The sequence below is a fragment of the Viridibacillus sp. NPDC093762 genome (assembly GCF_050279675.1).
In the GTDB taxonomy this organism is placed as follows: Bacteria; Bacillota; Bacilli; order Bacillales_A; family Planococcaceae; genus Viridibacillus.
In genome coordinates, this window is record NZ_JBNNUK010000016.1 from 1 (window position 1) to 24538 (window position 24538).

Here is a 24538-nt window from a genome sequence, read left to right on the forward strand (position 1 = left end):
CGACGTTGACGTGACATAATAGCACGCTCCTTTAAGTTGGTAGTCTAAGTGTACTAGCCCTTATTTTTTATGTCCAACTTAGTGTAGCCGATTCACAATCACCACAAGAACGCCATATGAAATCTCGAAACTTCCAAAGCTAATTTACCCTGAAAATAAATTAAATCTTTTATTGGCGAAGATGAATTTTATAACACCTTAGATAGAAATATCTACGAAGAGTATAATAACGCTGCATTTAGTATGCGTCAAAAAATTTCTTTTAAAGATGTGCAGGATGTTGCAATGTTATTCAATTTTAAAACTCATCATAAGGGAAAAAAATGAATCTCCAAAATCAAACTGCTGTTCACCCTAAAAGACAAGTATATTTCTTGGCATCTTTTCACCAAAATGAAACAGAAGAGTTCCATAAATTCGTTGTGATAGACGCTGAAACAAAAGTCGAACTTATGGGTGGAAATAGTTATCATATATACGACAATCCTTATAAATAAACCACCAATTTCATTGGCGGTTTTTACTTAAATAGAAAGAAAACTACTTGATATTATTGAACTAAACTGCCCCGTCAGTAAAAATGCGACTGTTCTATTGAACAATCGTCCCCGTTAGTTAAAACCTTTCAAATAATACTTTGTATAAGTTGTTCCTATACCAGTATACGTGTCTTTTATCCATGCTTCTTTCGCTTCTTTAGAGCCATCATCAGCAAGAGCTATTAAATGTTTTTATAATCCTTCCTTTTCTGTCTTTTCTTCAAGAGCAGAAAACCTCCTATTTCGCATTTTATCGTTTATCCCTTAAATTACGTAATATGATTATTTATTTTGCAAAAGAAAATATTGATTAGATTAATGTCACCCCTCATTTTTACCACTATACATATTATAGAGTATAGAAAGGAGGGGTTTTTATGCAATACGGTGGAGAATTTCGCGAAGAGCGACGCGAACGAAATCCATTCGCTTTAATCGTTGTACTGTTCATTCTTCTAATTATTGTCGGTACTAGTTTCATGCATGATAGATCGCACTGTTGATAGCTATGATAGTCAATAAATAATTGTAGCTAGGCACCTCCTTCAGATTTTTTGTTAAGGGTCACTTTCCGCCGAGTGGCCCTTTTTATAGTTTCTTTCCTCATATACATATTTAGTTCACAACTCACTTACTGCACATTTTCTTTCAGATATTCATTCAATATAATGATGAAATTTAAAAATTCCACTTTGGTATATCTGTTCAAAAAAACCTTCTACCCCTTCTTATTCAACTAACCTCCCCGTCAGTTGAATAAGAAAAAGCGCTGTCTAAACAGCTCAAAAATCTTCTTACTAAATCACCCCGTTAGTTGAAGAATGAGTTGTGTATTTTTATTTTATTAATTATAGTCCTTGTGGCTTAAATGGGTTAATCCGTAGATAAATTATCATTGAGTTTAAAACCTCTTAAAAAAATCTGACTCGCCCAATCTATATAAATTATAACCTGAAGAAAAAGTAATGTAATTGGAGAACGGTTTTTGTGACCAAGCATATTCAACCTAATGAAATCAACGTGATTGCTACTAATTTACTAATTCTCTAATTGTTTATTTGAACATTTATAACTATAAAATGTAAATGTTGCTAAATAAAATATCATATTTTTACTAGCTTTATTGACAATGATAATCATTCTCTTTATATTATTGATTACATTCATAATTTCATACAACTTTTGGAAAGAAGGCATTTCATTGAAAACACGTAGAATCATCGCAAAAATTCATCTATGGCTTAGTATGCTAGCAGGGGTTTTTATAGTACTGATTGGCTTAACAGGAAGTTTGCTAGTCTTTGAACCTGAACTAAACAGCATGCTGCATCCTAATTTGTATAAAGTAACTGAAGGAAAAAAAGTTACGTACGAGCAAGCCTTGCAGGTTGTATCAGAATCACATCCAAATGGTCAAATTGACCGTGTATACACTCCAAGTGAACCTAATGCTCGAGGAGTTTTCCTATTTCGCCTTAAAGAAGGAGAAGAACAACAAAACATATTTGTCGATCCAGGAACAGGATACATAAACGGAACATTAGGAGATAAAGCATTATTTAATCTAATAACGGAGTTTCACGAAAAGCTGCTGTTAAAAGATTTCAATGGTGAGAAAATCATAGGTACGATTGGATTTATTTTCTTTTTTATTACATTATCAGGATTATATTTATGGTGGCCGGGGATTAAAAAATGGGCGCGAGGGTTTATTTTAAGACGTAATGCCAACCCCTATGTACGGCAATATGATCTACATAAAGTCGTTGGTGCAGTTTCCATTCCATTTTTATTGGTCGTTTCGTTAACAGGCGCACTTTTTGCGTATGATGAAATGATTTTTGGATGGTTCGGTGCAAAAGCAAAGGTCATGCCTCCAGAAGAGCAGCTTATCTCAAAAGCCCTTCCTAGTGGTAAGCTTCCCCTCGATGAATTGTTTAGTAAGGCTGAAAAAGCAGTACCTCAGGGAACACTTATGCAAGTTAGAATGCCCGAAAAGGTGGAAAAAGGAACACCAGAAGGAGCAATGGAATTTCGTTTCAGCGATTCATACGATCCAGGGAATGGAAATGTAAAAGTATGGTTAGATCAGTATAGCGGAAAAGTAGTGGGCAAGCTTGATCCACATGTTAATAGTGGGCTTATGTATCAAACATGGCACCTTCCATTACATACCGGTAGTTTTGGTGGCTTATTTACTAAAATTTTGTATGCTATCGGTGGTCTAACTCCATCTATACTGATGTTCACTGGTGTCTATATGTGGTGGTATAAGAAAAAGAACAAGAGCAAACGGAAACAGAAAATCAACTCGAGAACCGTAGCATAAACACACGGTGATGTGAAATCCCTTGTAATCTTATCCCTTATATCTATGTCAGGTAAATTTCAAGAATAATTATTTACTCAAAACTTGGAGAGTTCTAAGATGTCACTTTAAAAAAACATTGATAGTTGATACGCTTGTGAACAGTTTGATTGGATTCTTTTCACTTTAAGATCATTCTTTTTTATAGTAATATCGTTCGTACAGGTACATTTTATGAACAGGAAAAAGCCCTTAATGAAGGAAAAAGGGCTTTTTTTTTCTTTTTTTGTTCGTTTAAGAGTGTTTATGTAAAATAACTTTCTTTTTTTACTTTTTTAGATATAAAAGGGTTTGTTAGTTGAAGGAAAAAGTGACCCTTAGATGTAGTAATTGATTCAAGGAGTATGTAAAACAGCTAAAAAGAGGATATTAGATCCTTTCAGGTTATTTGTCTGTATCTATTTGTTCATCAGATTTTTGTACCAGACCCGACCCAAAAACCGACTTTCCCTTCTTCACCAATCTACAAATACTAGCCTTCTGTACCAACACCTAATTTAATGAGTAATGTAAACGTGGATCTCACTTCCCGAGTTTCGCTCTTAGCAAAAATTCCCCAACTAACAATTGTCGCTTTCTGCAAACCTTTTAATTATGGCTATTAAATTGAAATTATTCTTGAAGTATCCTGCCCCTTCAGTTGAATAGGAAAAAAAAGACATCCGAACAGCTCAATATTATTCCACTAAAGCCCGCCGGTTAGTTGAATATTACGTCTATTTAATTTATCATAATGCCTTCAATCGCAACGAATAAAATGAATAACGAAGTGCATAAATAAAAGATTCCCCACAATAAATTCTGAGATCTTTTATATTCTCTTAATCCTATTATAAGTAACATTACACTCATAAACATTAACATCAATGGTTGAAAATTGTAGTTTTCGGTAACCTTACCGAAAATACCAATTAACATAACAAGGATTGCAAAAATTATTTGAAATAACATTAAAATATCAACTTTTTTTCTTCCATTTTTTATACCTCCCAATGAAAATCTGTCATCTTCAAAAGATACCTTTTTTAAACTAAACTGCCAAGTAAGTTGAAGTAGGATTAAAATTCAAAATCTCCTTCCAATTCTTTTTAAATATTCGTATTATCCATTCATAAATCAGAAAGCTTTTCTCCTGTTAATATTTCAAATAAATCAGTAGAGTTATCCACGTTTAGTTGAACATACTGATTATCACCTCTCACGATCTCTACTTTATCTTTATTTGGACTTATCCAAATTTCATATAACACTGCTTTCGCATCCATGTTAGGACTTTTAAATCGAAACCAAAAGTTGTAATCAGCAGGACGTTCCATATCTACTTTGGTGTTTTCCCAATCAACCTCATCTAATATATCTTTCACCTTTTGAACTTGCTTATTATCAGTAATTTCTTTAAATTCTTCATATTTATTTTCATTACCAATACGCTTTTCAACTTCTATATTTTTTCCCTCGTCTTCAATTCCATTAGAGCACCCTGTAATAACAAATAAAATCATTGCTAATGCAACAAATAATGTCTTTGTAAATTTCATATGAACTCCCCTTTTTATTTAATAAGTTGAACTTCGTTATAAAAAAATCCATTTAATGCGTCAACAGTAGCGTTAGCGGAATGAATTTAAGGAATTGATACGTGAGATGATTTTTCAACACGTGATGTAACAAATTCCTTCTTCAACTAACCTGCCCCCTTAGTAAAATATCAATATGTCTATATTTCAATAGAGTTGGCAATAATCCCTTTAATAATAACTATTTAGGAGGTAGAAATAATGCTACTGTCAAAAGAATGGGAAGCATTTAAAACCATCTAGCCTTTCACATATCGCTTTATGAAATCTTTGTTTCGTTGGTCTCATGAAGAAGGCTACCTACAGATGAATCCCGCTTCCAAAATTAAAGAGCCTAAAGTGGGAAAACGAATACCAAAGTATTTATCTGAAAAGGAAATTGAACTTCTTCGTGAAGCCTGTCATTCTGCAATGGAGAAAGCGATGTTTGAGTTTATGTTCTCTACAGGGTGCCGAATTGGAGAAATTGTTTCGTTGAAAAAGAACGACATTAATTTGTCCAATCGATCTGCGATAGTAAAAGGGAGGGGTGACAAGGTGAGCGAAGTTTATATTAATATTCGAATTGAAATATGGCTTAAACGCTATATTGACAATCGAAATGGCACTGATCCAGCCATCTTCGTTACTGAAGTATATCCTTATAGAATGAGTGTCGCCCAAATGATATATAATCAAACGAATCTCAAATCGTGCCGGAATAAATAAAGAGATACATCCACATCAACTCAGACATAGTTACGCCACTCATTTATTAAACAATTATGCACCTATTGAAGTCATTCAAAGTCTGATGGGATATAAGAAAAGCGAAACCACTCGGATTAATGCTCAATTAAGCGAGAAACTTAGAAAAGAGTTTTAGCAATAGTACTTTTAATTAATAAAGGACAACGTCTATATGACGATGCCCTTTTTACTAATGCCCCCAGTACAATTCTTCACAATCCTGCTAACCTGCCCTATTAAAATATAAAACAACACTTAGTTACTAATTATTTTAATAATCTTCTGTTGAGCGTCTTTGGCTTCAGGGATTGGCATAACAACAAACACATGATTCATTTTAGGATACACAAAGGTATTGATTTCAATTCCTTGTTCTATTAGTTTCTCATCAAATTTTATTGCATCTGGATATAAACTTTCGTGTGTTCCAATAAAATGAGTAATTTTCCCAAGTCCTTTAAAGTCACCGTAAATCGGACTAATCAATGGGTCATTTAAATTTTTATCAGCTGCCCATATCTTTGTAATTACTTCCATTCCTTCACTAGCTAACATCGGGTCCTTTTCTTCATATTCAGGTATAAGAGGATTTTCCAAACCCATATCAACACATGCAGATAATAAAATAATATCTTTCGGTTGAGGCAAATGGTTCATCTTCAAAAGATGGGCCAGACCAAGTGTTATATTTCCGCCAGCCGAATCTCCCATGATAGTCAATTGATTGGAACTTTCAATGGTTCCAAGAATTTCTTTATATAAGTTGAGGATTTTTGGATAAGTATCTTTATAGTTAAAATGAGGTACTTTAGGATAAATGGGAGCAATAATTTTCGCATTTAAAGATTGTGCCATTTTATCCATGAACAACCAATGTAAATTTAAAGGTTGATTCGTCCAAGCACCACCATGTATATAGAAAATAACTTTTTGTTTTAAAGACTTTTGGTCATTTAAAGCGAAAACCTGTATTCCCTCGAATGCTTCCTCCTTCACATCACTTGAAAATTCAACATCATCCCCAATAACATAGGGCTGAATATTTTCAGTTCCCCTTTGCTTAACAAACCGTTTGGTATTTTCAATACTTGAAAAACTCTCTTTATTACTTTGGGAAATTAACCATTTTTCAAATTGAACACTTTCTTCAGAACGTTCTCCGTTAAAAATTTCTACACTCATTTTTTCTCTCCTTTAATCATTTTTACTGTTCATCCTGTTTCATTACACGGAATGATTTATAATAGCCGTGTGTCTCTTTATCAGAAGTCTGTAACAAGTTAGATAAAAGGTCTTGAATTGAACGGAGGCTTTAAATTTTCCTTTCAATTATATTATTATATTTACAATGCCTTTTAAAGTATTACTTAGCATTTTAATAATTTCACTAATTGCCTTTAAATGACTACAAGAAGGATTAGTGGTTACTGGTTGATAAAATTTTAGGAGGAGATTAATAATGAATCCAGTCATAGGTCTGGATGTAGCAAAAGGCGAAAGTAAAGGATGTTCCGTTAACTCCTAAACTGTACCAACAACTGGAAGTGAGGTCAAATGCGGACACTATGAAAACGGGAAGACCTCAAGAGGTTGAAGTACTTGCAGGGGACCTGCCCACACTGTATAGCACTACAAGGTTAAGTTTGTGTATGTGTTTGCCGTGGTGAAACCTGCCCCTTTTGTAGAATAAGAAAAAAGGGCTGTCTGAACAGCTCATAGATCTTCAACTAAAGCACCCATTAGTTGAAGAAGAAAAGTGAAGCTTATTCCACAATCGCGCCCGATTGTGGAACAAGTACCCAGATGGAAATATAGACGTACCTACAATAGATAAATTATGCTATCTATATATTAGAGTGAAAACTTATCTGCTCTGGGTTCACAAATAATTGTAATTAAACCAATTATAGAAAACATCTTTTCTTCGTGGTTTTTGAGAAGTTGTGCTATATTCAAAGTGTCAGGAGTGAGTTGATGAAAAAGTTTTTAACAATTACCGCAATAATTCTTGTTTTACTCGGAGCAGCTGGCTATGCTGTGTGGCATTTTGGGACAAATATCGCTTCCGAAAAAATAATCGAAAAAGTGGAATCTACTTTAGATGACGAAAATCTAAAAGAAGTAAAATCCTATATCGAGAACGATTCGAAGGTTCAAGAAATTGTAAGCGAGGCAGCAACTACAAATCCGGATACTCTTCCCTTCCAAACTAAGGAAGAAGCGACACGTGTTTTAATAAAAAAAGTGGGCGTTAATCGTTTACTTGATATTCAGGAACAAGTGCAAAACGGTTCAATTAGTAAGGATGAAGTATTATCCGAAATTGAAGGTAAACTGTCTGAAGATGAAATTTCTGCTTTAAAATATGTTTTATATAAGGAATTGAATAAATAAAACTAGCCAATTAAAAGTTTATATAAAAAAAGCAAAGAGGCTGAGATTCACATACGGATATTCAACACAGCTATTTTTTATTTACTTACACTAACTCCAACCACGCGACAGCCTCACAATGTGTCGAGTGGATGTGGCAACACATTGGTGCTGGTGGGTTTAATTATTAAAGCTCGATTCCAATTTAGTGGAATCGAGTCCTTTTTTTCTTATCATTCTTCTACTGTTGCTTATTAAACTAAAGCGCCCGATTGTTGAATACAAGTTACACAATACTCTTCAACTAACCTGTCCCGTTAGTTCAATAATAAAAAAGAGCTGCCTAGGCAACTCAATGATCTTCAAGTAAAGCACCCTGTTAGTTGAAGAAGAGTGTATCTTACGCTATATTTTCATATTGCTTACACATATCAGTTGCATTGGTTACTTTACCAATAAGTCTTCAAGTTGTTTTTTCTCATTAATTTTACATAAACCTCCGTGATAACAAATCACTGTTTCAATATCGAGGTCCAAAAATTTTTCCAGAGAGTCTATTGCAGTTTTCATATCCAACGTTGTTTGTTGAATAGGTCCCCGTAAAACGCCATCTACGACTACCATAGCATCACCAGCAACTAGAGTTTTGCTTTGCTTCAAATAAAGACTTATATGACCAGGAGCGTGACCTGGTGTAAAGATAACCTGAATACCACCACAATATGAAAGTTGTTGACCACCTTCTAATGTCTTGTGTACCTTTGATTTCGGAGGATTCTTGTATAAGAATTGCATTTGCTCTGGTAAGGATGCCCATTCTTCTTTACTCATTCGATTCGGGTCCGTTTTAATAAGAGGCAACGTTCCTTCAATATATGGTTTGTCAAACACATGTGCATACACTTCAATGTCGTTATTGGATTGGTTTAGAATTTCAGGAAGAGAACCTATGTGGTCTAAATCCTGATGAGTTAAAATTACTGCTTTCAATTTATCAAAGGAGACTCCGACTTCACTCATGGCAAGTTGTATTTGCTCTAATTGTCCAGGCATACCAGTATCAATTAATATAGCCAATTCATCATCCCATAACAGTGTTGGGTTTAATCCGAAACCCTGAACTTTTAATTCTAACATTGCTAATCCTTTATTTATTCTCATTTAATCTCCTCCTAATTTTAAATGTAAATTTTTCTAAGTATTACTTAGGAAAATTTACCACACAAGGAGAATACAATCAATAAATAAATTTATAATTTTACCATAAATATAAATTTTTGTAAATAGTAATTTTCGGAGTTATCTTTTAATCATTGAACTAACCTGCCTCGTTAGTTGAATAAAAAAAGAGCTGTCTGAACAGCTCCAAGATCTTCTACTAATGCACCCCGTTGGCTTAAGTACTGTTCTTCACAAACAGCTAACTTCTTTATGTAAAAAAGGAATAAAGGAACTATCGTTTTATTGATAATTCTTTCTGTTTTTATTTATATAAATAACTGCACTACTAATAACTCTTGATTTGCAATCACTTTGTGAATATTGAGCTATATTACTATTCCACTTTTATCCAAGTTTTCGTTATAATCCAGACTGGTTCGAACCAGCGTCTCCGTCTAAAATTAAGTAGTTACTTTTTGCGGAAATTTTTTACTCATTTTACTTAACCAAATAAATAATACCACAATCATTAATATAACCGGGGCTAACTCTTTAGGGAAAAATAGCATTAGAGACAGTCCTACTAGTAAAGGTGACTTTAAAATAGCGATCGAAGTACTACTACCTATAACAGCTACAATAAAGAGCATATCTAGTTGTGGAAAAAAAGTCGCGATAGCGTAGCCTTGTAAAATGGAAGCAAATATTACTGGTAAAATATTTCCACCAATCCAACCTGACTTTAAACAAAACTCCAAAAAAACAAATTTTAAAACAGAACCCAAAATTAAAGTAGCAATCGAAAGTGTCGGTATTAAACTAGGTAAATCTCGCATAGAAAGTTGACCAGAAAAAAGTAGATTAGGAGCGATTAAAGACATCAAACCAATACCAACACCACCTATAACAGCACTTAAAATAATTTTATTGTTCATTTTAGAAAAGAACTTATTCATTGCTCCTTCCATTAGTTCATAAAGTTTACTAAACAAAATACCAAACAAAACAAATGGAATAAAAAGAAATAATTCATCCAACCCCCAACTAGTTTCCCCTAACTTTGTCACAAAAGGGGGTTGTTCTGATATTTTTATTAAAAATATAAAGGTCACCATACCGTTAACGATAAATAATGTATATAATAATTTCTTAAATAAAAGAAGTTTTTTCTCTTTAGGAGCCCGATCAGGATTATAGGGAATAAGGTAGTTATGAGGTATAGCCAATTTTTTTAGTCTAATTAACCAAGATTCCTTTTTCCATTCGTTGTAGGAAAAATAATAGTAACGCATTTTATCTCCCTGCCATACCGATAACGCAATAACAGAACTTAATATGGCTGCTGCAGGACCTACACTTGCACCAAAGATTAAAATTAAAAGAGCAATTAAAAAATTGAGAAATACAGATGAATAGTCAATTCTTTGAGTTGTTTTTAATTCAACAATAGAATCATTAGCTGTTTTAGGTAGATTCCCCCACTTATACCTGCTAAAACCTACTAAAATACCACCAAAAATACATAACAATAATGTATATATGGAGTTTACCTTTAATTTATTGGATATGTCAGTCCACAAAAAATCTGTCAAGCCATTAACTAAAATTAAAAAAACAGAAGAAATAAAACCGATTATCCCACTTAGAATTAAGCCATAAACAAGTAATCCGATTATTTTAAAATACTTTTCATTCAAAATAAAATTCACCACTTTTTAAATGTATATTAAGACTCTCTTGTTGCATTAAGTACCTATATTCTTTTGAAATACAAGTAATTTTAATCATGTCGATATAACTATACTAGACTTTTCAGTGAAAATGCTAGTATTTTCCTATCTAAATCTGTATCTACATAAACTAATAAATAGACCACCTAGTTTTTTTCGTAAATGATTATCGTCCAATGAATTTTATATACCAAAAAAATTTTAAACTTAAACACTTTTAAGTTGTCTACATGGCTAATATAAAAAAAGATTTCAGATGAAAGTGATGCCTTATTTCATTTTAATATTCACCAATTCCGCCACATCTACGAGCAGGTGAAGACATTCTAAGGATATCTTAGAAGCTCAAAGGCTAGATCACAAGTGAAATAGCACTATAATTAGCAGCTTCATTGGAGTTATTTTTGCTTATTCTCGTAAACTTATCTATTAAAATTAATTTTGTTATTCAACTAACCTGCCCCGTTTGTTGAACAACAAATTTTATACTTTCTTTTCTTTCAAAAAAATGCGTTAATCCTTCTTGGATCAACGCACCTCACTAGTTTAACAATACATTATTTAATTGGTTTAAATTCAATTGATTTTGCTTGCTACAGTTTGTTTAAGTACACTCCTTCACAAACTTCGCATCAATTTAAACGTAAAGATTCAATTAAAAATCACCTCTAAGATGAACTAAAGAGGTGATTTTTATCAAACTATAAGAAAAAACTACACGAATGAGTTAAGTTATAGATTACCGCAATTTATGTACCTTTCTTCTACTGATATGTTCTGGAGTATTTTGATCATTGTGAACGACTGTAAATTAAGTGAAGAATGTCTCTACCACGATAATGCTTCATAAATTCTCTCTCAATTTTCATATCAATTTTTTCGGCAACTTTACATGATGCTAAATTATCAGGCCTAATTTGAGCAATAACTTTTTCTGCCTTTAATTCATTAAAGGCATAATTCATACACGCCTCCGCACCTTCGATAGCATAGCCCTTGCCCCAAAATGCTTTATCAAGAATATAGGCAATCTCAATATAGGAATCACCTTCAATTGACTCTATCATTGGCCCGATTACACCTACGAACTTCCCAGTTTCTTTTTCAATTGCTGCAAAGTAACTAAAGCCATCTTGATTATATCGAATTAAATTTTTTTCTATCCACTCGTTCACTTCTTCATCTGAAAATGCGTGGTCCCAAGCATACATTACTTCGATATCTTGCAGAAAAACGCATAAATCGTTAAAATCATCTTTGGTTATCTTCCTAAATCCAAGTCGATCAGATTGTAAAATCCATTCCAATATATTCACCTCTTAAAATATAAATGTTCTCTGATAAGCAAAAATCTATCTACCTCAGGAATTAATCATCACCTACAAGTATCGACTAAACCATTGTTCAATAAGCTATCAACGTGATCTAATGTCTCATGTTCTATGTCGAATTTCGCTTGCAATCCCTGAGTAAATGCAACTTGCGTCAGTAGTTCAGCTTTGTATCCAATGTTTCCGGATTCTTCTGCTTCAGTTAACAAACTAATAAATTTTTGTTCAGTTTTTTCAGGGTGTTCATAATCCCACAACGCATCAAAATCTTCCATATTTCACTCTCCAAATAGGATGATATGCATGAATATAATATCATATTTTTCTAAATATTACTAAAATATAGAATAAAATAATAACGATTCACTAGAAGTAACTCTGTAAATTCGCAATAATATTAAAGGGTTGCTCATAGCTCCTTTACTAGAGCTATGAGCAACCCTTTTTATGAGAGTTTAATTATACTTCCTTCCTTTGTAACATCAAATAAATGTCCGATTCGATACTTCCAAAAGCAATATTTATGAGGAAAATAAAAAAGAATCCATTTTGAAAACATATTCAAAATGGATTCTTTCTATATATTATTAATTTCTATATTTCACTCATAAAGCTAATAATCAAAATACAGAATATCATTCACATGCAATATTATGCTTCTCCAAAACTATCTAATCTAGCTTTCTATTTATCAAGTGTTAGTAATAGTTCTCTAATTGTTTTACAAGCCATCGCAGTAGATGCTCCAGATGAATCGTATTGTGGTGATAGTTCTACTACATCAGCAGCTACAATTTGTTTTAGTGTTTGAAATTGGTTGATTGCTTCTAATAATTCACGATACGTAATTCCACCTGGTTCTGGAGTGCCTGTTCCAGGGAAAACACCAGGGTCAAGTACGTCTAAATCAATTGTAATATAGACCGGAACATCTTGTAGTTCAGCTATTTTCTCTTTTAATGTATTAAGAGAAAAACGTTCCATATAAGTATGCTCTTTTGCCCATTCAAATTCTTCTTTTAGACCAGAACGAATTCCAAATTGAAAAATTCTACCGTCTCCAAGGAATTCATGACAACGTCTAATCACAGAAGCATGAGACAATTTTTCACCTAAATAATCTTCACGTAAATCAGTATGAGCATCGATATGGATTAGGTGCAAATTTGGATTTTTTTCGTACGCTGCTTTAATGGTAGGCAAACTAACGAGATGCTCGCCGCCTACCATTAAAAACTTCTTGCCATCTTTCAAAACTTCTTGGCAGTAGTCAAAAATTTGATCTAACACTTTGGAAGTATTGCCAAAAGGCAAATCCAAATCGCCACCATCAAAAATTGCAGCATCTTCAAGATCTTTATCTAAATAAGGTGAATAGCTTTCTAATCCAAACGAGTCATTTCTAATCGCTTGCATAGCAAAACGTGTACCTGGTCGAAAACTAGTTGTGCCATCAAATGGGACACCAAACAATACCGTTTCTGCTTCATTATAAGATTTCTCACACCCTATAAAAGTGTTCATATTTAATGCTTTATTCACCACGCTGTAGAGCCTCCTTTACGTAACTCGGCAAACCAAATGCTCCAGCATGTAAATTCGTATTATAGTATTTAGTTTTCAGTCCAAACTTTTCCCAAGCTTCAGCATTCAAGTCTTTTAGAGGATCAAAGGTTTTAGATGCAAAACCAAATAGCCAATGACCTGAAGGATATGTTGGCATATGATATTGATAAACATGAGTAATCGGGAATATGTCTTTAATCTTTCTATGTGCTTTTTTCATATTAGCAGCATATTCTGCAAAGTAAGGTGATTCATGTTGGTTTATTAAAATACCATTTTCATTTAAAACGCGATAGCATTCTTTATAAAATTCTGTTGTAAATAGTCCTTCACCAACTGAAATCGGATCTGTAGAGTCCACAAGAATTAAGTCAAAGGATTGATCAGGTGCATTTTTCACATATGCCAAACCGTCATCAAAAAGTAACTTCATACGGCTATCCTCTTCAACACCATTAGCAGTTACTGGTAAGAATTCTTGACATAAACGGAAAACACGTTCATCAATTTCCACCATTACTACTTCTTCAACTGTTGGATAACGCAACACTTCACGCGCTGTTCCGCCATCTCCCCCACCAATAATTAATACTTTTTTAATTGAAGGATTTGTTGCAAATGCAGGATGTACAATCATGTCATGGTATACGAATTCGTCCTTCTCATTAACCATCATTAAGCCATCTAAAGTGAAAAATGTACCGAATTCTTCGCCTTTATAAAAATCAATTTGTTGAAATGGGGTTTTTTCACTATATAGTTCTTTGTCGTAAGCAATTGAAAATTTACATTCATTGCTCCATTGTTCAGTATACCAAGCCATTATTTCACACCTTCTAATTCTATTTTCACTTTAATTTGATCAATTTCTTGTTCTGCAAATTGGCGGATTTTATCAGCCATACCACGCGGAATTTCAAAAGATTCCGTCTTTGTAGCATGCAGTTTTTCAGATAAGTAGTCAGCCGCTTTCCATGGATTTACTGAATCGCCGCAAGTATATACATCTACAGAAGCAAATCCATATTCCGGCCATGTATGAATTGTCAAATGTGACTCTTCAATAATAACAGCTCCTGAAACTCCGTACGGATTAAAGTGATGGAAAACAGATTCAACAATAGTTGCTCCTGAGTATTCTGCTGCCTCGTTCATAAATCTTTCAATCATTGAATTATTTTCAATTACCTCACTTGGACAACCGTAAAACTCAATTAAAACATGTCTTCCTAAAGTTGATAATTCTATACCCATTTACGCTTCCTCCTTGATTACAGTTATATGGTTTGCTTCTTTCGCTTCTATCAGAACATTCCCTAATGTCTGACAATAATATTGGTATTGCTGGAGAACATCATGAGAAATCAATTCTCCCGGAATAACAAGGGGAATACCTGGAGGATAGATCATCAACGAGTCTGCACTTATCCGACCTACTGCATCTTCAATTGCGATTGATTCATGTTCTGCATAAAATGCTTCTCGTGGACATAAAACCAGTTCATTCACTTGATTGGCTGTTACATAAGGTGATCGAATCGTCGTATTCTTTCCTATTCTCTTTTCAATGTCCTTTAAAGCAAAAACTAATTTGTCAATTGAATTCTTCGTATCGGCACTCGTAATGACTGCCATCACTACATAACCTTCTGCTAACTCCATTTGAATCCCGTACTTTTCTTTTAAAATTGAATACATCTCAAATCCAGTTAATCCAAGATCATTGACCCGTATCACTAATTTTGTCCAGTCGTACGATTGGTTAAAATGTGCTTGTACATATTTTGCTGTCAACACTTCATAACGTGAGCCCGATTCAATTGTTCTTACTGCGTCATCAATAATTGGTTTTAACTCAGCAAATCGCTCTTCACCATATATAGACAGCTCTCTTCTAGCCACATCTAACGAACTCATTAGTAAGTAGTTTGCACTCGTTGTTTGTAGCATGTTTAATACTTTTTGTATGTGCTCTGGTGCGATTTTGTCATTTTTAAGAAGTAGCAAAGAACTTTGTGTCAGTGATCCACCTGTCTTATGCATACTTATAGTAACTGCATCTGCCCCAGCAGCAATTGGGTCTATGATGTCATCAGACATGAACCCTAAATGGGCACCATGTGCGCCATCGACAATAACCGTAATATCACGCTCATGGGCGAGACGGCAGATTTCTTGCAAATCACTCATAGAACCAAAGTATGTTGGATATGTTACCAACAAAGCCTTTGTTTCTGGATGTTCATGCAGTGCGTTTTTCACATTCTCAACAGAAATGCCATGTGTAATTCCAAAATGATGATCGACCTCGGGCTGTATAAATACAGGTTTTGCCCCACTTATGATAAGTCCATCCATCACCGATCTATGACCATTTCGCGGTACCAACAAAGTATCACCTGGCTTGCAAGTTGCCATAATCATTGCCAGTATTCCTATGGTGGTACCGTTTACTAAAAAATAAGAATGATCCGCTCCGAAAGCTTCCGCAGCCAATTGCTGCGCTTCTTTAATAACAGTTTGAGGATGACTTAATAAATCTAGTTCTTTCATGGAATTAACATCCATGCGCATAGTCATTTCACCAAGTGCTATTTTCAAAGGATTCATTTGTGCACCCATTTTATGGCCAGGTACATCAAATGGTGTAACATCTTGCTGAGCATATTGGATTAATGCCTCAAATAAAGGCATTTTGTCCTGCTCTACAAATGTTTTTCTCTCGGTAGCAAGCACTTGTATGTCGTTCATCATTGACCGACTCCAGCAAATCCAAAGCTGGATACAAGTTGTTCCAGTTCGTTCACTTTATCTGTTCTTTCCCAAGGTACATCTAAGTCACTTCTGCCGAAATGTCCATATGCTGCAACCTGTTTATATTGCGGTTTGCGCAAATCCAACATCTTGATAATGCCAGCTGGTGTTAAATCAAAAGTTTTTCTAATTGCACGTAATAATTCCTCTTGTGACACTTTTTCAGTTCCAAACGTTTCAACAGCAATACTAATTGGTTCACTTACACCAATTGCATACGACAATTGAATTTCACATTTTTCTGCTAACTCTGCTGCAACAATATTCTTTGCCACATATCTAGCAGCATAAGCCGCAGAACGATCGACTTTCGTACAATCCTTACCAGAAAATGCTCCGCCACCATGACGTGCAGCTCCACCATATGTGTCTACAATAATTTTACGTCCCGTTAATCCGGCATCACCATGTGGTCCACCAACAACAAAGCGTCCTGTTGGGTTAATTAAGATACGGAATGTTTGATTTAATCCGAACTCTCTAGCAGTCTCTTTAATAACGTTTTCAATTACGTAATCTTCAAATAATTCTTTATTGAAATCTTCATCATGTTGAATTGACATCAACACAGTATCAATAATTGGTGTACTTGGATTTGTATAATCGATTGTTACTTGTGATTTCATATCTGGTCTTGCCCATTTAAAAGCACCACTTTTTCTAAGTTGAGATGCTTTTTTTACTAGCGTATGTGCCATTTCGATTGGTAATGGCATCAAGTTTTTCGTTTCATCCGTTGCATATCCGAACATAATTCCCTGGTCTCCAGCTCCAATTGCTTGAGTATCGCTTGAAGAATCGATACCCATAGCAATGTCAGGTGATTGACTGTGAATTAATACTTGTATATCACAAGTATTCCCGTTGATTCCTAGACGTTCATCAATGTAACCAATTTCGATCAATGTATCTCGCGCGATTTTCTCAATATCTAATTTGGCTGTAGTCGTAATTTCACCGCCTACAATTACTGTGTTTGTTGTGTCAAACACTTCACACGCCACTCTAGAAAATGGATCTTGCTCAAGCGCTGCATCCAATACTGCATCAGATATCTGATCTGCAATTTTATCTGGATGCCCTTCTGATACAGATTCGGAAGTAAATACAATTTTTTCAACCAATATTAACCACTCCTGTAAAATAAATTTATTTTTAGGCATAAAAAAAGCTCTCCTCCAACCAAAGGAAAGCTTCGATAAATATCAGCTGCTTATCCTCTTATCGTTCACAAAGTTAAACTTTGCGCTCAGGTTGGGCACCCATGATCTGATTCACTCCGAACCAAATTGGTTTGCCACCGTATCTTCGACCCCTCGTCTCAACGGCTATTAATAAGATGACTTTATTTATGATGGTGCTAATGTTAATAGATTTTAATTATCATGTCAATTTATTTTTTTTAGATTTTTTAGTGGAAAAAGAATCTTCTTTAAATACCCCAAAAAAAGTTTTAAGGGATATCTCGGAATCTCTAAATCCCCTAAAACCTTAAAGAATGCCAATCAATTTACGTAACTGTTTTCAACCACATAATCTATTCAATACTTTTTGTAATTCCATTTTGAAGTGAAAAAAAGTAGCTCATATCTATAAAACCAAGTAAACCTCTAGGTAAAGATTTAACCTTGAAGTCATATTCAATTTTTTCCAACTCAATAAGAAAACTAAAAACAAACTTATTGATTAGATCCGTTAATCAATTCAAATAAATAAAGCTGTATCTATTATATTTATTTGCTATTAAGCTATAAAAGTACACGTAATATGGTTTATTAACCAATAAAATAAGCGAGTTACATTTCTTGTGTTTGACTAATACTTTATACTATAAAATTCTAAATTCACAAAATTAATCTGATATTGAAATTACAATTTTTAGTAAATTTACAATTCTACAATTTCTATCATTTTTAAATTTCCTTGTTGATCAATCGGAATTCCTTCTACCTTTTCATTACAAATGATTAAACTGACTAACTATATTCATGCAAAAATTATGGTTTCAAGTATAAATAAAAACTATATTTCCCTCTCAACTAAGTACCTCTTTTGTTAGTCTTTTATCTATACTAAGACTTCACTTAAATGTAGAGTACCAATCGACTTAGCCAAAACCCTACCTAAACATTCCAACAAATGCAATTTAATTCCTATAATAGTTACCGTCTTTTCAGAAAAAATAAAAACACATTTTAAGAATTTATCATCTTAAAGTGTGTTTCTTTGATCATTCCATATTTAATATTCACTTCGAATAACAAGCGTATTAGTAATTACTAGTCTTGTTTGCGTTTTGACCTCATCATTTCCACTTTAATATAAAGCCATATATAGCATAATGCTATCAAAATAATGAAAATTATTTTCAACCATATGCTTATTGACGCATCAATTACTGCAAATACTAAACTTGCGACTAGTAAAGTGCCAATAATACTTAATAATTTGTAAACCATACTTATTAATCCTCACATTTTATGTATTTAGTTAATTGGATTTTTTTAGAGTTCCTTATTAATTAACGTAACAATTTTTTAGAAAGGAACCTAAAACGCTAAATAAAAAATTTATTGAAGAAAATCATTTCCTTCTGTATTTCTAATGCTATCATGATTTGCTCTATACATACAACTTCTACAGGTTAAATGATTGATATCAATATCAAAGGTTTAATATTGGTACCTTGTATCATTGCAATCATAATTATCATTAAACAAAAACAACCTCTGAGGATAGAAAGTAGAAAAAGTCCATTTTCCCATTACGTGCACAACCATCACTTAAAATTCCAGTAGCTTTCACTCAGGTATTTCCCAATCTATTAATTCAATTGAATCAATTTCACGAAATTTAACTTCCTTCGCTTCACCTAATTCATGGAAATGATCTGAATCATTATAATAAGGTGCAGGTGTGACAGAAAGGCTACCCAATTTATAATGATTCATCAAAAATATTGCAGGACCTATTTGATTACCATTTTTCAATTGAATTCGAACGAGTTCCCCTATTTCTAATCCATTTAAAAATATATATTCATTATGTAGTCTGTGTTCTTGTTTTTTATCCAAAATATTATCTATTTTGAAACAAATCAGGAATAATATTATGCTAAAAACAATCTTTAACCATATACTTAGTGCTGAAGTAAAGATAATCGATAATAAAACAAGCAAAATCAGTCTACCTATATTCACCAAGATATTATAATTCATTTTTTAACTTCCAATCATTTGTATCTGATTAACCGTTATTCGTATTTCTGCTAATTCCAGGTCAAAATGAGTACAAAATTGTTTTGCGATATCTTTTTGCAAAGCCACCATAGCATCTGGTATAGAGTAATCTATCGGACCTTTTAAAGCTACTGTTAAATGTACAGATGGTAAAGGTAATTGCTGATAGTGAATCTTGTAAGACTTTTCAATATAAGAATTGAGATCGCAAGTAATTTTCACTATATCTGTAAATGCTCTTTTTTGAATAGTGATTGTTTCATCATGAAAATCTGGTTGAACTATCGTGGTTTCTCCTATTTTTTCACGTTTTGATGTGAAAATTACTACACCCTTTTGTATAAAGCGTTTAAAGAAATTTTGTTCAACCTGCTTCAATGGAATCGGCATAATATGCTTACCTTCTGTTTTTCGTATAAACTGCGCAAGTTTCATCTCACCTGACGAACGTAAATCACTAATATAATAAAAATGAGCTATACTCCCACAATCAAGTCTCTTAGCAATTTGCACTGTCATTTTATCGGAAGTGCCAATAAGCAATAATTTCTGCGGTTGATGTTGAGCTATTACCTCTTGAACGTCTTTTAAATGATCTTCATCCATGAATATCGCACGTTTCACAGCTTTAAAAGGAGACTTCTCAAATTTCGCAGATATCCCTGCTACCTTTTCACCATTCACGATAAGTAGTCCATCATCAATAATAGCTTCGATTTGATGTGTATGCGCAAACTCAAGTGCAATCGTACTTTTCCCTGTTCCACTTGGTCCACTAAGTGAAAATATCTCCATACTACCCCTCCAATGAAATAACTTCATCTCTTTTATATAGATCAAATACTTGATTTATATTAGCTCTATTAACAGTTCTTTAAATCATTTATTTTAGCATATCAGCAATTAATACGAGGATGTCATGAAATAATCAAAACACCCTTGTTTTATCTATGACGCATCTATCTTAAAACAGACATTCAATTCCCTAAAGCTCCACTAAACATTCAAATCTCTTTCTTCGATATATTTCTCTTTAGCTGTCTTATCCTTATCTAATTTAAAATCATGTTTCTTCAGTCTATTGTTCACTTCATTTAGTAAAGATAGCCCTCTAATCATGATGCCAACTATGACACCAAAACCGACTACTATCGCTAAATTTCCGAGAGCTAAATAGGAGATAAAACTAGTTATAATGCCCATTATTATGTATACAGTTATATGCATATTCTTCTCCTTAAAATACACTTTTTTATTATTATACCAAAATATAAATACTAGCTCTATTTAAACAAAAAAGCACTCAATCCTTTACATTGAGTGCTAATCATTATTTCAATATGAATTTCTCTATCGCTTTAGCAACACCTTCATTGCTATTTGTAGCTGTAATATGTTGAGCTATTTCTTTAACAGCGGGAACCGCATTGCCCATTGCAATTGGTAAACCAGCAAATTTTAACATCATCAAATCATTCATGGCATCTCCAATAGCCATGACGTTTTCAATTGTCACATGTAACGAATTGCTTAACTCCCTTAATGCATTGCCCTTATTAGCAGTACTCGAGTTCACCTCAACATTTTGCAGGAACGTTGTTGTAACGTTGTAGCCAAGTTTCTCTAGTTGATCCCACATTGCAGCCCTTTCCTCAACATTCTTAAAAAACAGATTAAATTTGTCGATTGGTAAATTTCGTTCAGTAATAAAATCATGAATATTCGGTACAGGAGTGCGGGTTTTGGTAATAAAGTCCGCAAAGTCACCTGCGCCGTATTCTATTGGCCGATCATAACAATGCTGACTTATATAGGCTTTACCATCCGCGAATGCTTCTATACGTAAATCTATTGGCTTAAGCAATTGCATAATTTGTAGCGTTTGTTCAAGCGTTAATGTATCTTCGTATATTTTTTGTTGTTTTGCCAAGTTCCATACTGCTGAGCCATTCCCGGTGATTGCATATTTGACAAAAGGCAGATCCATGAACACATCCTTTAACTCATCTAGCGTTCTCCCAGTACAAATAGCAACTTCTACATTGCGGTCCACTGTATTTTTAATTGCTTCAATCGTTCTTTCTGTTAACTGTAATGATGGCGTTAAAGTAGTACCATCCATATCTAAAGCTATTAATTGAATACGCATTTCTTTTCCCTCTATTCCATTTTTGCTATTAATAATGAATTGACTTACATAGGTTTTCAATATTAGAACAACCTTTAGTATGATAAAATTAAATCATATTTAGAATAGTTAAAGGAGCCCCATGATATCATGTCTAAAATTGTTCCATATATGTTAAATCCATTTTGTATTACCATCGTTGTCGTACTAATTATTCTATTCGGCAATCAAGCATTGGGGAAATACGCCAATGAATCTTATCCCCTTGCTATTGTATTCTTAATACTCACGATTGCATGTATCACTTTTGCCTTTTATTTAATAAAAGCATTCAGATTAAAGTCAAAAACTAGGGAAGTTGAAAATGATTAAAAGCTAGCATATGCTAGCTTTTTAATTTCCGATAATCGTAAAAGAACCTAAGTCCTTTAGCCATTTATCCAATCTTTCTTTAGGATAATATTTTATCTCATCTACTTGTAGGTAAGGAAGACCTTCGTACTTACTTTCATCATTACTTGTTAAAGTATATAAAGTTGGTCCATCAATACCCAAGTATTCTATAACTTCCTCTTCATTTAAAAGTGGACCGTAAGTTGATTGTACAAAACCACCATCATCATTCTCTACAATAATTCTTTGCTCACTAGAATTACCAGTAGTTTTTTCACCAGCCATACATCCTCCAATTACTATACAAATACCAAGAAAGTACAACGGTTTAATGATCGGATTCACCTTTTTATCATATTCTATGTTTTTCATCTCAATAGTCTCCTTTTATAGTACAGTTAAGAAATCTCACGCCATTATGCTTGATTTTTCAAATAAGTATCTAATTTTGGATATCTTCCACAATAAGCAAACCCTTATGGTGGTGAAAACTGGTACATTTCTTTTATTATTTTAAGTGGAATAGCCTCAGTTAACTCATATAATTGTAAAATGGGCTAGGCATATGTATATTTTGAGTTACCCTCATTAAATGATTAATCACCGTAGCCAACCTCTTTTACTTTATCCAGAAAATGAACCGGTGAACCGACTATGGCACAATATTTCAAAGATGAACTTGGTACAGATTCAAAAATCCAGAAATGATCCACTGTTACCTTCGGGATTTTCGATCGAAACTCATTGACCTTTTCCTGTGACTTTATCAGATTGAAATTGATGGTTTAATGCTAATGAAAATTCTAGTTGACACTTTACCGACCCTTCTTTCTTCCATATTACTGCAAAACCCTCTACATGATGTAAAGGGTTCTGAAAACTAATACTTAAATTGTCTCACTAATAGTTGTAGTTCTTCTGCCATTTTAGACATCGTTTCAGCTGATGATGTGATTTCTTCCATTGTAGCAAGTTGTTCCTCTGATGCAGAGGCAACTAAATGCGTTTTACTTGATGAGTTTTTTGCTATGCTCAAATTATCTTCTACTGATGTATATACATTATTAACGGCATCATACATATTCTTCGCTATTAAGTTAACTTCTTCAATTCTCTCTGTTACTTGACCCACTGATTGCATGATTTTCTCAAAGCCTTGTTTTGTTTCCTCGACAACTATCATACCAGAAGCTGTTTCCTTAGTACCCAGTTCAATTGCATTTACAGCCTTTTCTGTTCCTTTTTGTGTTTGTAAAATCAATTCAGTAATTTGAGATGCCGATACTTTGGACTGTTCGGCTAATTTTCTAACTTCATCTGCAACTACAGCAAAGCCCTTCCCGTGTTCACCCGCTCTAGCCGCTTCAATTGCAGCATTCAAAGCTAGTAGATTTGTTTGTTCAGAGATTGCAGTAATAACTGCTACAATATTACCGATTTCATTTGATTGTTTACCTAATTCGTCGATAGATTGACTAGCATTTGTAGTAGCATTATTAATAACATCCATTTGATGTATAACTTTTTGTAATGTATCATTGCCATTTAATGCTTCTTGACTTGTTTCTTTCGCTACTAGTGTAACTGTAGTAGATTGGTCCACAACTTTTTGTAGATTAGAACGAACAGTCTCAATTGACCTGAAACTAATATGTGACCCATTTTCTTGCATTTCAGCACCTTCCGCAATATCATGAATCGATTGCGCAATTTGACTCGTCGCTTCAGTTGTTTGTTCAGCATTAGCCGTTAGTTCCTCCGAAGCTGCTGCAACATGTACTGATGAATCGGCCACTTGCTTCATCATTTTGCGCAAACTTTCTAGCATTTGATTGAAGGAATGCGCTAATTCACCTGTTTCATCTTCCGTCTTAACAATCAGTTCTTGTGTAAGATCGCCTTCACCTTCTGCGATTTCTTTTAACTGACGATTAATTTGTTTAATGGGTCTCACAAGTGCTCGAGTTAGTAAAATACTACCAAGAATTGCAATTGTACCTCCAACTAACAATGCCAATACTATTTTCATCACTAAACTCATGGTAATTTCATTGATTTTCGTAATAGGTTCACCTATAAACCACATGCCTATCACTTTACCAGAGGCGTCTTTAATCGGTTGATAAACTGTTACATATTTTTTACCAACTACATCTGCAACCCCAGTATAAGTAATACCTTTCTTAAGAACCTGATTAACAACAGCTTCACTTGCTTTTGTACCAATAGAACGCTGACCATCTACTTGTACATTTGTGGCAATACGTGTATCACCATTGAAAATCGTAACCGCACCACTTATTGTTTTGCCTATTTCATCGACTAAAGTCGTATCATTCGTAAAATTATGCTCTCCTTTATACAGTTCTCCATCTTTAATAGTCCAATCGCCTTTAAATCGGTCATTTACTATAGTCTCCCCTAAAGTAGATGCCTGCATTGCTCGTTCTTCAAACGTTTCCATCAGAGACTTCTCAATCTCCCATTTCGCTACAATAGTGATCAGAATACATAAAAACAAAATAACGAAAACTTGTAACACATTGAATTTCATTCCGATCTTAATATGCTTTAGTTTGTTCAAAAAAAC

Annotated in this window: 24 protein-coding genes and 1 pseudogene; 7 read left to right on the forward strand and 18 right to left on the reverse strand. The window is 33.7% G+C overall.

All coding sequences use genetic code 11. The features are described from left to right. Nucleotides 1–97: 97 nt before the first annotated feature. From ACQKM9_RS16685 to ACQKM9_RS16695, 3 genes and pseudogenes are all read left to right on the forward strand, one after another. A pseudogene (locus ACQKM9_RS16685) lies at nucleotides 98–497 on the forward strand (hypothetical protein). 419 nt (nucleotides 498–916) lie between these two features. After that, nucleotides 917–1042, forward strand: a complete 126-nt coding sequence (locus ACQKM9_RS16690) for a YjcZ family sporulation protein (RefSeq protein ID WP_427735491.1) — start codon at nucleotides 917–919, stop codon at nucleotides 1040–1042. 698 nt (nucleotides 1043–1740) lie between these two features. Further along, entirely contained in the window at nucleotides 1741–2868 is a 1128-nt protein-coding gene (locus ACQKM9_RS16695) for a PepSY-associated TM helix domain-containing protein (RefSeq protein WP_427735492.1), read from the forward strand. A gap of 759 nt (nucleotides 2869–3627) precedes the next feature. Here the strand turns inward: ACQKM9_RS16695 and ACQKM9_RS16700 are convergent. Together ACQKM9_RS16700 and ACQKM9_RS16705 are read right to left on the reverse strand one after the other, a co-directional pair. After that, nucleotides 3628–3858, reverse strand: a complete 231-nt coding sequence (locus tag ACQKM9_RS16700) for a DUF3953 domain-containing protein (RefSeq protein ID WP_427735570.1) — start codon at nucleotides 3856–3858, stop codon at nucleotides 3628–3630. 158 nt (nucleotides 3859–4016) lie between these two features. Beyond that, the gene (locus tag ACQKM9_RS16705; RefSeq protein ID WP_427735493.1) at nucleotides 4017–4445 is read right to left on the reverse strand and encodes a hypothetical protein; all 429 of its coding nucleotides are present in this window, start codon (nucleotides 4443–4445) and stop codon (nucleotides 4017–4019) included. 300 nt (nucleotides 4446–4745) lie between these two features. Here ACQKM9_RS16705 and ACQKM9_RS16710 point away from each other — a divergent pair, with 300 nt between their 5' ends. Together ACQKM9_RS16710 and ACQKM9_RS16715 are read left to right on the forward strand one after the other, a co-directional pair. Continuing rightward, nucleotides 4746–5192, forward strand: coding sequence for a tyrosine-type recombinase/integrase (locus tag ACQKM9_RS16710; RefSeq protein WP_427735494.1), 447 nt, complete (start codon nucleotides 4746–4748; stop codon nucleotides 5190–5192). A 4-nt stretch (nucleotides 5193–5196) separates the two neighbouring features. Next, a complete protein-coding gene (locus ACQKM9_RS16715; protein WP_427735571.1) occupies nucleotides 5197–5349 on the forward strand; it encodes a tyrosine-type recombinase/integrase in 153 nt (50 codons plus the stop codon). Nucleotides 5350–5468: 119 nt separating this feature from the next. Here ACQKM9_RS16715 and ACQKM9_RS16720 read toward each other — a convergent pair whose 3' ends face one another. Further along, nucleotides 5469–6395, reverse strand: coding sequence for an alpha/beta hydrolase fold domain-containing protein (locus ACQKM9_RS16720; protein WP_427735495.1), 927 nt, complete (start codon nucleotides 6393–6395; stop codon nucleotides 5469–5471). A gap of 792 nt (nucleotides 6396–7187) precedes the next feature. On the opposite strand from ACQKM9_RS16720, the gene ACQKM9_RS16725 reads away from it, so the two are divergent. After that, nucleotides 7188–7607 (forward strand): hypothetical protein, encoded by a 420-nt coding sequence (locus tag ACQKM9_RS16725; RefSeq protein WP_427735496.1) that lies wholly within the window; start codon nucleotides 7188–7190, stop codon nucleotides 7605–7607. 423 nt (nucleotides 7608–8030) lie between these two features. Here ACQKM9_RS16725 and ACQKM9_RS16730 read toward each other — a convergent pair whose 3' ends face one another. The 13 genes from ACQKM9_RS16730 to ACQKM9_RS16790 all read right to left on the reverse strand — a co-directional run bounded on the left by ACQKM9_RS16730 (nucleotide 8031) and on the right by ACQKM9_RS16790 (nucleotide 21576). Next, on the reverse strand, nucleotides 8031–8747 hold the full coding sequence (locus ACQKM9_RS16730) for an MBL fold metallo-hydrolase (protein WP_427735497.1): 717 nt from the start codon (nucleotides 8745–8747) through the stop codon (nucleotides 8031–8033). A 461-nt stretch (nucleotides 8748–9208) separates the two neighbouring features. Beyond that, nucleotides 9209–10444: a chloride channel protein gene (locus ACQKM9_RS16735; protein WP_427735499.1), complete on the reverse strand. Its 1236-nt coding sequence runs from the start codon at nucleotides 10442–10444 to the stop codon at nucleotides 9209–9211. Between the two features lie 824 nt (nucleotides 10445–11268). Continuing rightward, on the reverse strand, nucleotides 11269–11784 hold the full coding sequence (locus ACQKM9_RS16740) for a GNAT family N-acetyltransferase (protein ID WP_427735500.1): 516 nt from the start codon (nucleotides 11782–11784) through the stop codon (nucleotides 11269–11271). A 68-nt stretch (nucleotides 11785–11852) separates the two neighbouring features. Beyond that, the gene (locus tag ACQKM9_RS16745) at nucleotides 11853–12083 is read right to left on the reverse strand and encodes a hypothetical protein (RefSeq protein WP_427735501.1); all 231 of its coding nucleotides are present in this window, start codon (nucleotides 12081–12083) and stop codon (nucleotides 11853–11855) included. 409 nt (nucleotides 12084–12492) lie between these two features. After that, on the reverse strand, nucleotides 12493–13332 hold the full coding sequence (gene speB / locus ACQKM9_RS16750) for an agmatinase (protein ID WP_427735572.1): 840 nt from the start codon (nucleotides 13330–13332) through the stop codon (nucleotides 12493–12495). Between the two features lie 10 nt (nucleotides 13333–13342). Next, on the reverse strand, nucleotides 13343–14197 hold the full coding sequence (speE, locus tag ACQKM9_RS16755) for a polyamine aminopropyltransferase (protein WP_427735502.1): 855 nt from the start codon (nucleotides 14195–14197) through the stop codon (nucleotides 13343–13345). Next, nucleotides 14197–14628 (reverse strand): adenosylmethionine decarboxylase, encoded by a 432-nt coding sequence (speD, locus tag ACQKM9_RS16760; protein ID WP_427735503.1) that lies wholly within the window; start codon nucleotides 14626–14628, stop codon nucleotides 14197–14199. The genes speE and speD overlap by 1 nt, the downstream gene beginning before the upstream one ends. After that, nucleotides 14629–16128: an aminotransferase class I/II-fold pyridoxal phosphate-dependent enzyme gene (locus ACQKM9_RS16765; RefSeq protein WP_427735504.1), complete on the reverse strand. Its 1500-nt coding sequence runs from the start codon at nucleotides 16126–16128 to the stop codon at nucleotides 14629–14631. Next, nucleotides 16125–17315 (reverse strand): methionine adenosyltransferase, encoded by a 1191-nt coding sequence (metK, locus tag ACQKM9_RS16770; RefSeq protein ID WP_427735573.1) that lies wholly within the window; start codon nucleotides 17313–17315, stop codon nucleotides 16125–16127. The genes ACQKM9_RS16765 and metK overlap by 4 nt, the downstream gene beginning before the upstream one ends. 1674 nt (nucleotides 17316–18989) lie before the next feature. Continuing rightward, complete coding sequence (locus ACQKM9_RS16775) at nucleotides 18990–19262, reverse strand: hypothetical protein (protein WP_427735505.1); 273 nt, start codon at nucleotides 19260–19262, stop codon at nucleotides 18990–18992. A 147-nt stretch (nucleotides 19263–19409) separates the two neighbouring features. Further along, nucleotides 19410–20222, reverse strand: a complete 813-nt coding sequence (locus tag ACQKM9_RS16780) for a hypothetical protein (protein ID WP_427735506.1) — start codon at nucleotides 20220–20222, stop codon at nucleotides 19410–19412. A 201-nt stretch (nucleotides 20223–20423) separates the two neighbouring features. After that, nucleotides 20424–20630 (reverse strand): hypothetical protein, encoded by a 207-nt coding sequence (locus tag ACQKM9_RS16785; protein ID WP_427735507.1) that lies wholly within the window; start codon nucleotides 20628–20630, stop codon nucleotides 20424–20426. 127 nt (nucleotides 20631–20757) lie between these two features. Further along, entirely contained in the window at nucleotides 20758–21576 is an 819-nt protein-coding gene (locus ACQKM9_RS16790; protein ID WP_427735508.1) for a Cof-type HAD-IIB family hydrolase, read from the reverse strand. Nucleotides 21577–21705: 129 nt separating this feature from the next. Between ACQKM9_RS16790 and ACQKM9_RS16795 the strand changes: the two genes are divergently transcribed. Then, complete coding sequence (locus ACQKM9_RS16795) at nucleotides 21706–21927, forward strand: hypothetical protein (protein ID WP_427735509.1); 222 nt, start codon at nucleotides 21706–21708, stop codon at nucleotides 21925–21927. Nucleotides 21928–21948: 21 nt separating this feature from the next. On the opposite strand, the gene ACQKM9_RS16800 is transcribed toward ACQKM9_RS16795, so the two are convergent. Both ACQKM9_RS16800 and ACQKM9_RS16805 read right to left on the reverse strand, forming a co-directional pair. Then, complete coding sequence (locus ACQKM9_RS16800; protein ID WP_427735510.1) at nucleotides 21949–22320, reverse strand: hypothetical protein; 372 nt, start codon at nucleotides 22318–22320, stop codon at nucleotides 21949–21951. Nucleotides 22321–22828: 508 nt separating this feature from the next. Next, on the reverse strand, nucleotides 22829–24532 hold the full coding sequence (locus ACQKM9_RS16805) for a methyl-accepting chemotaxis protein (protein ID WP_427735511.1): 1704 nt from the start codon (nucleotides 24530–24532) through the stop codon (nucleotides 22829–22831). Nucleotides 24533–24538 lie beyond the last annotated feature (6 nt).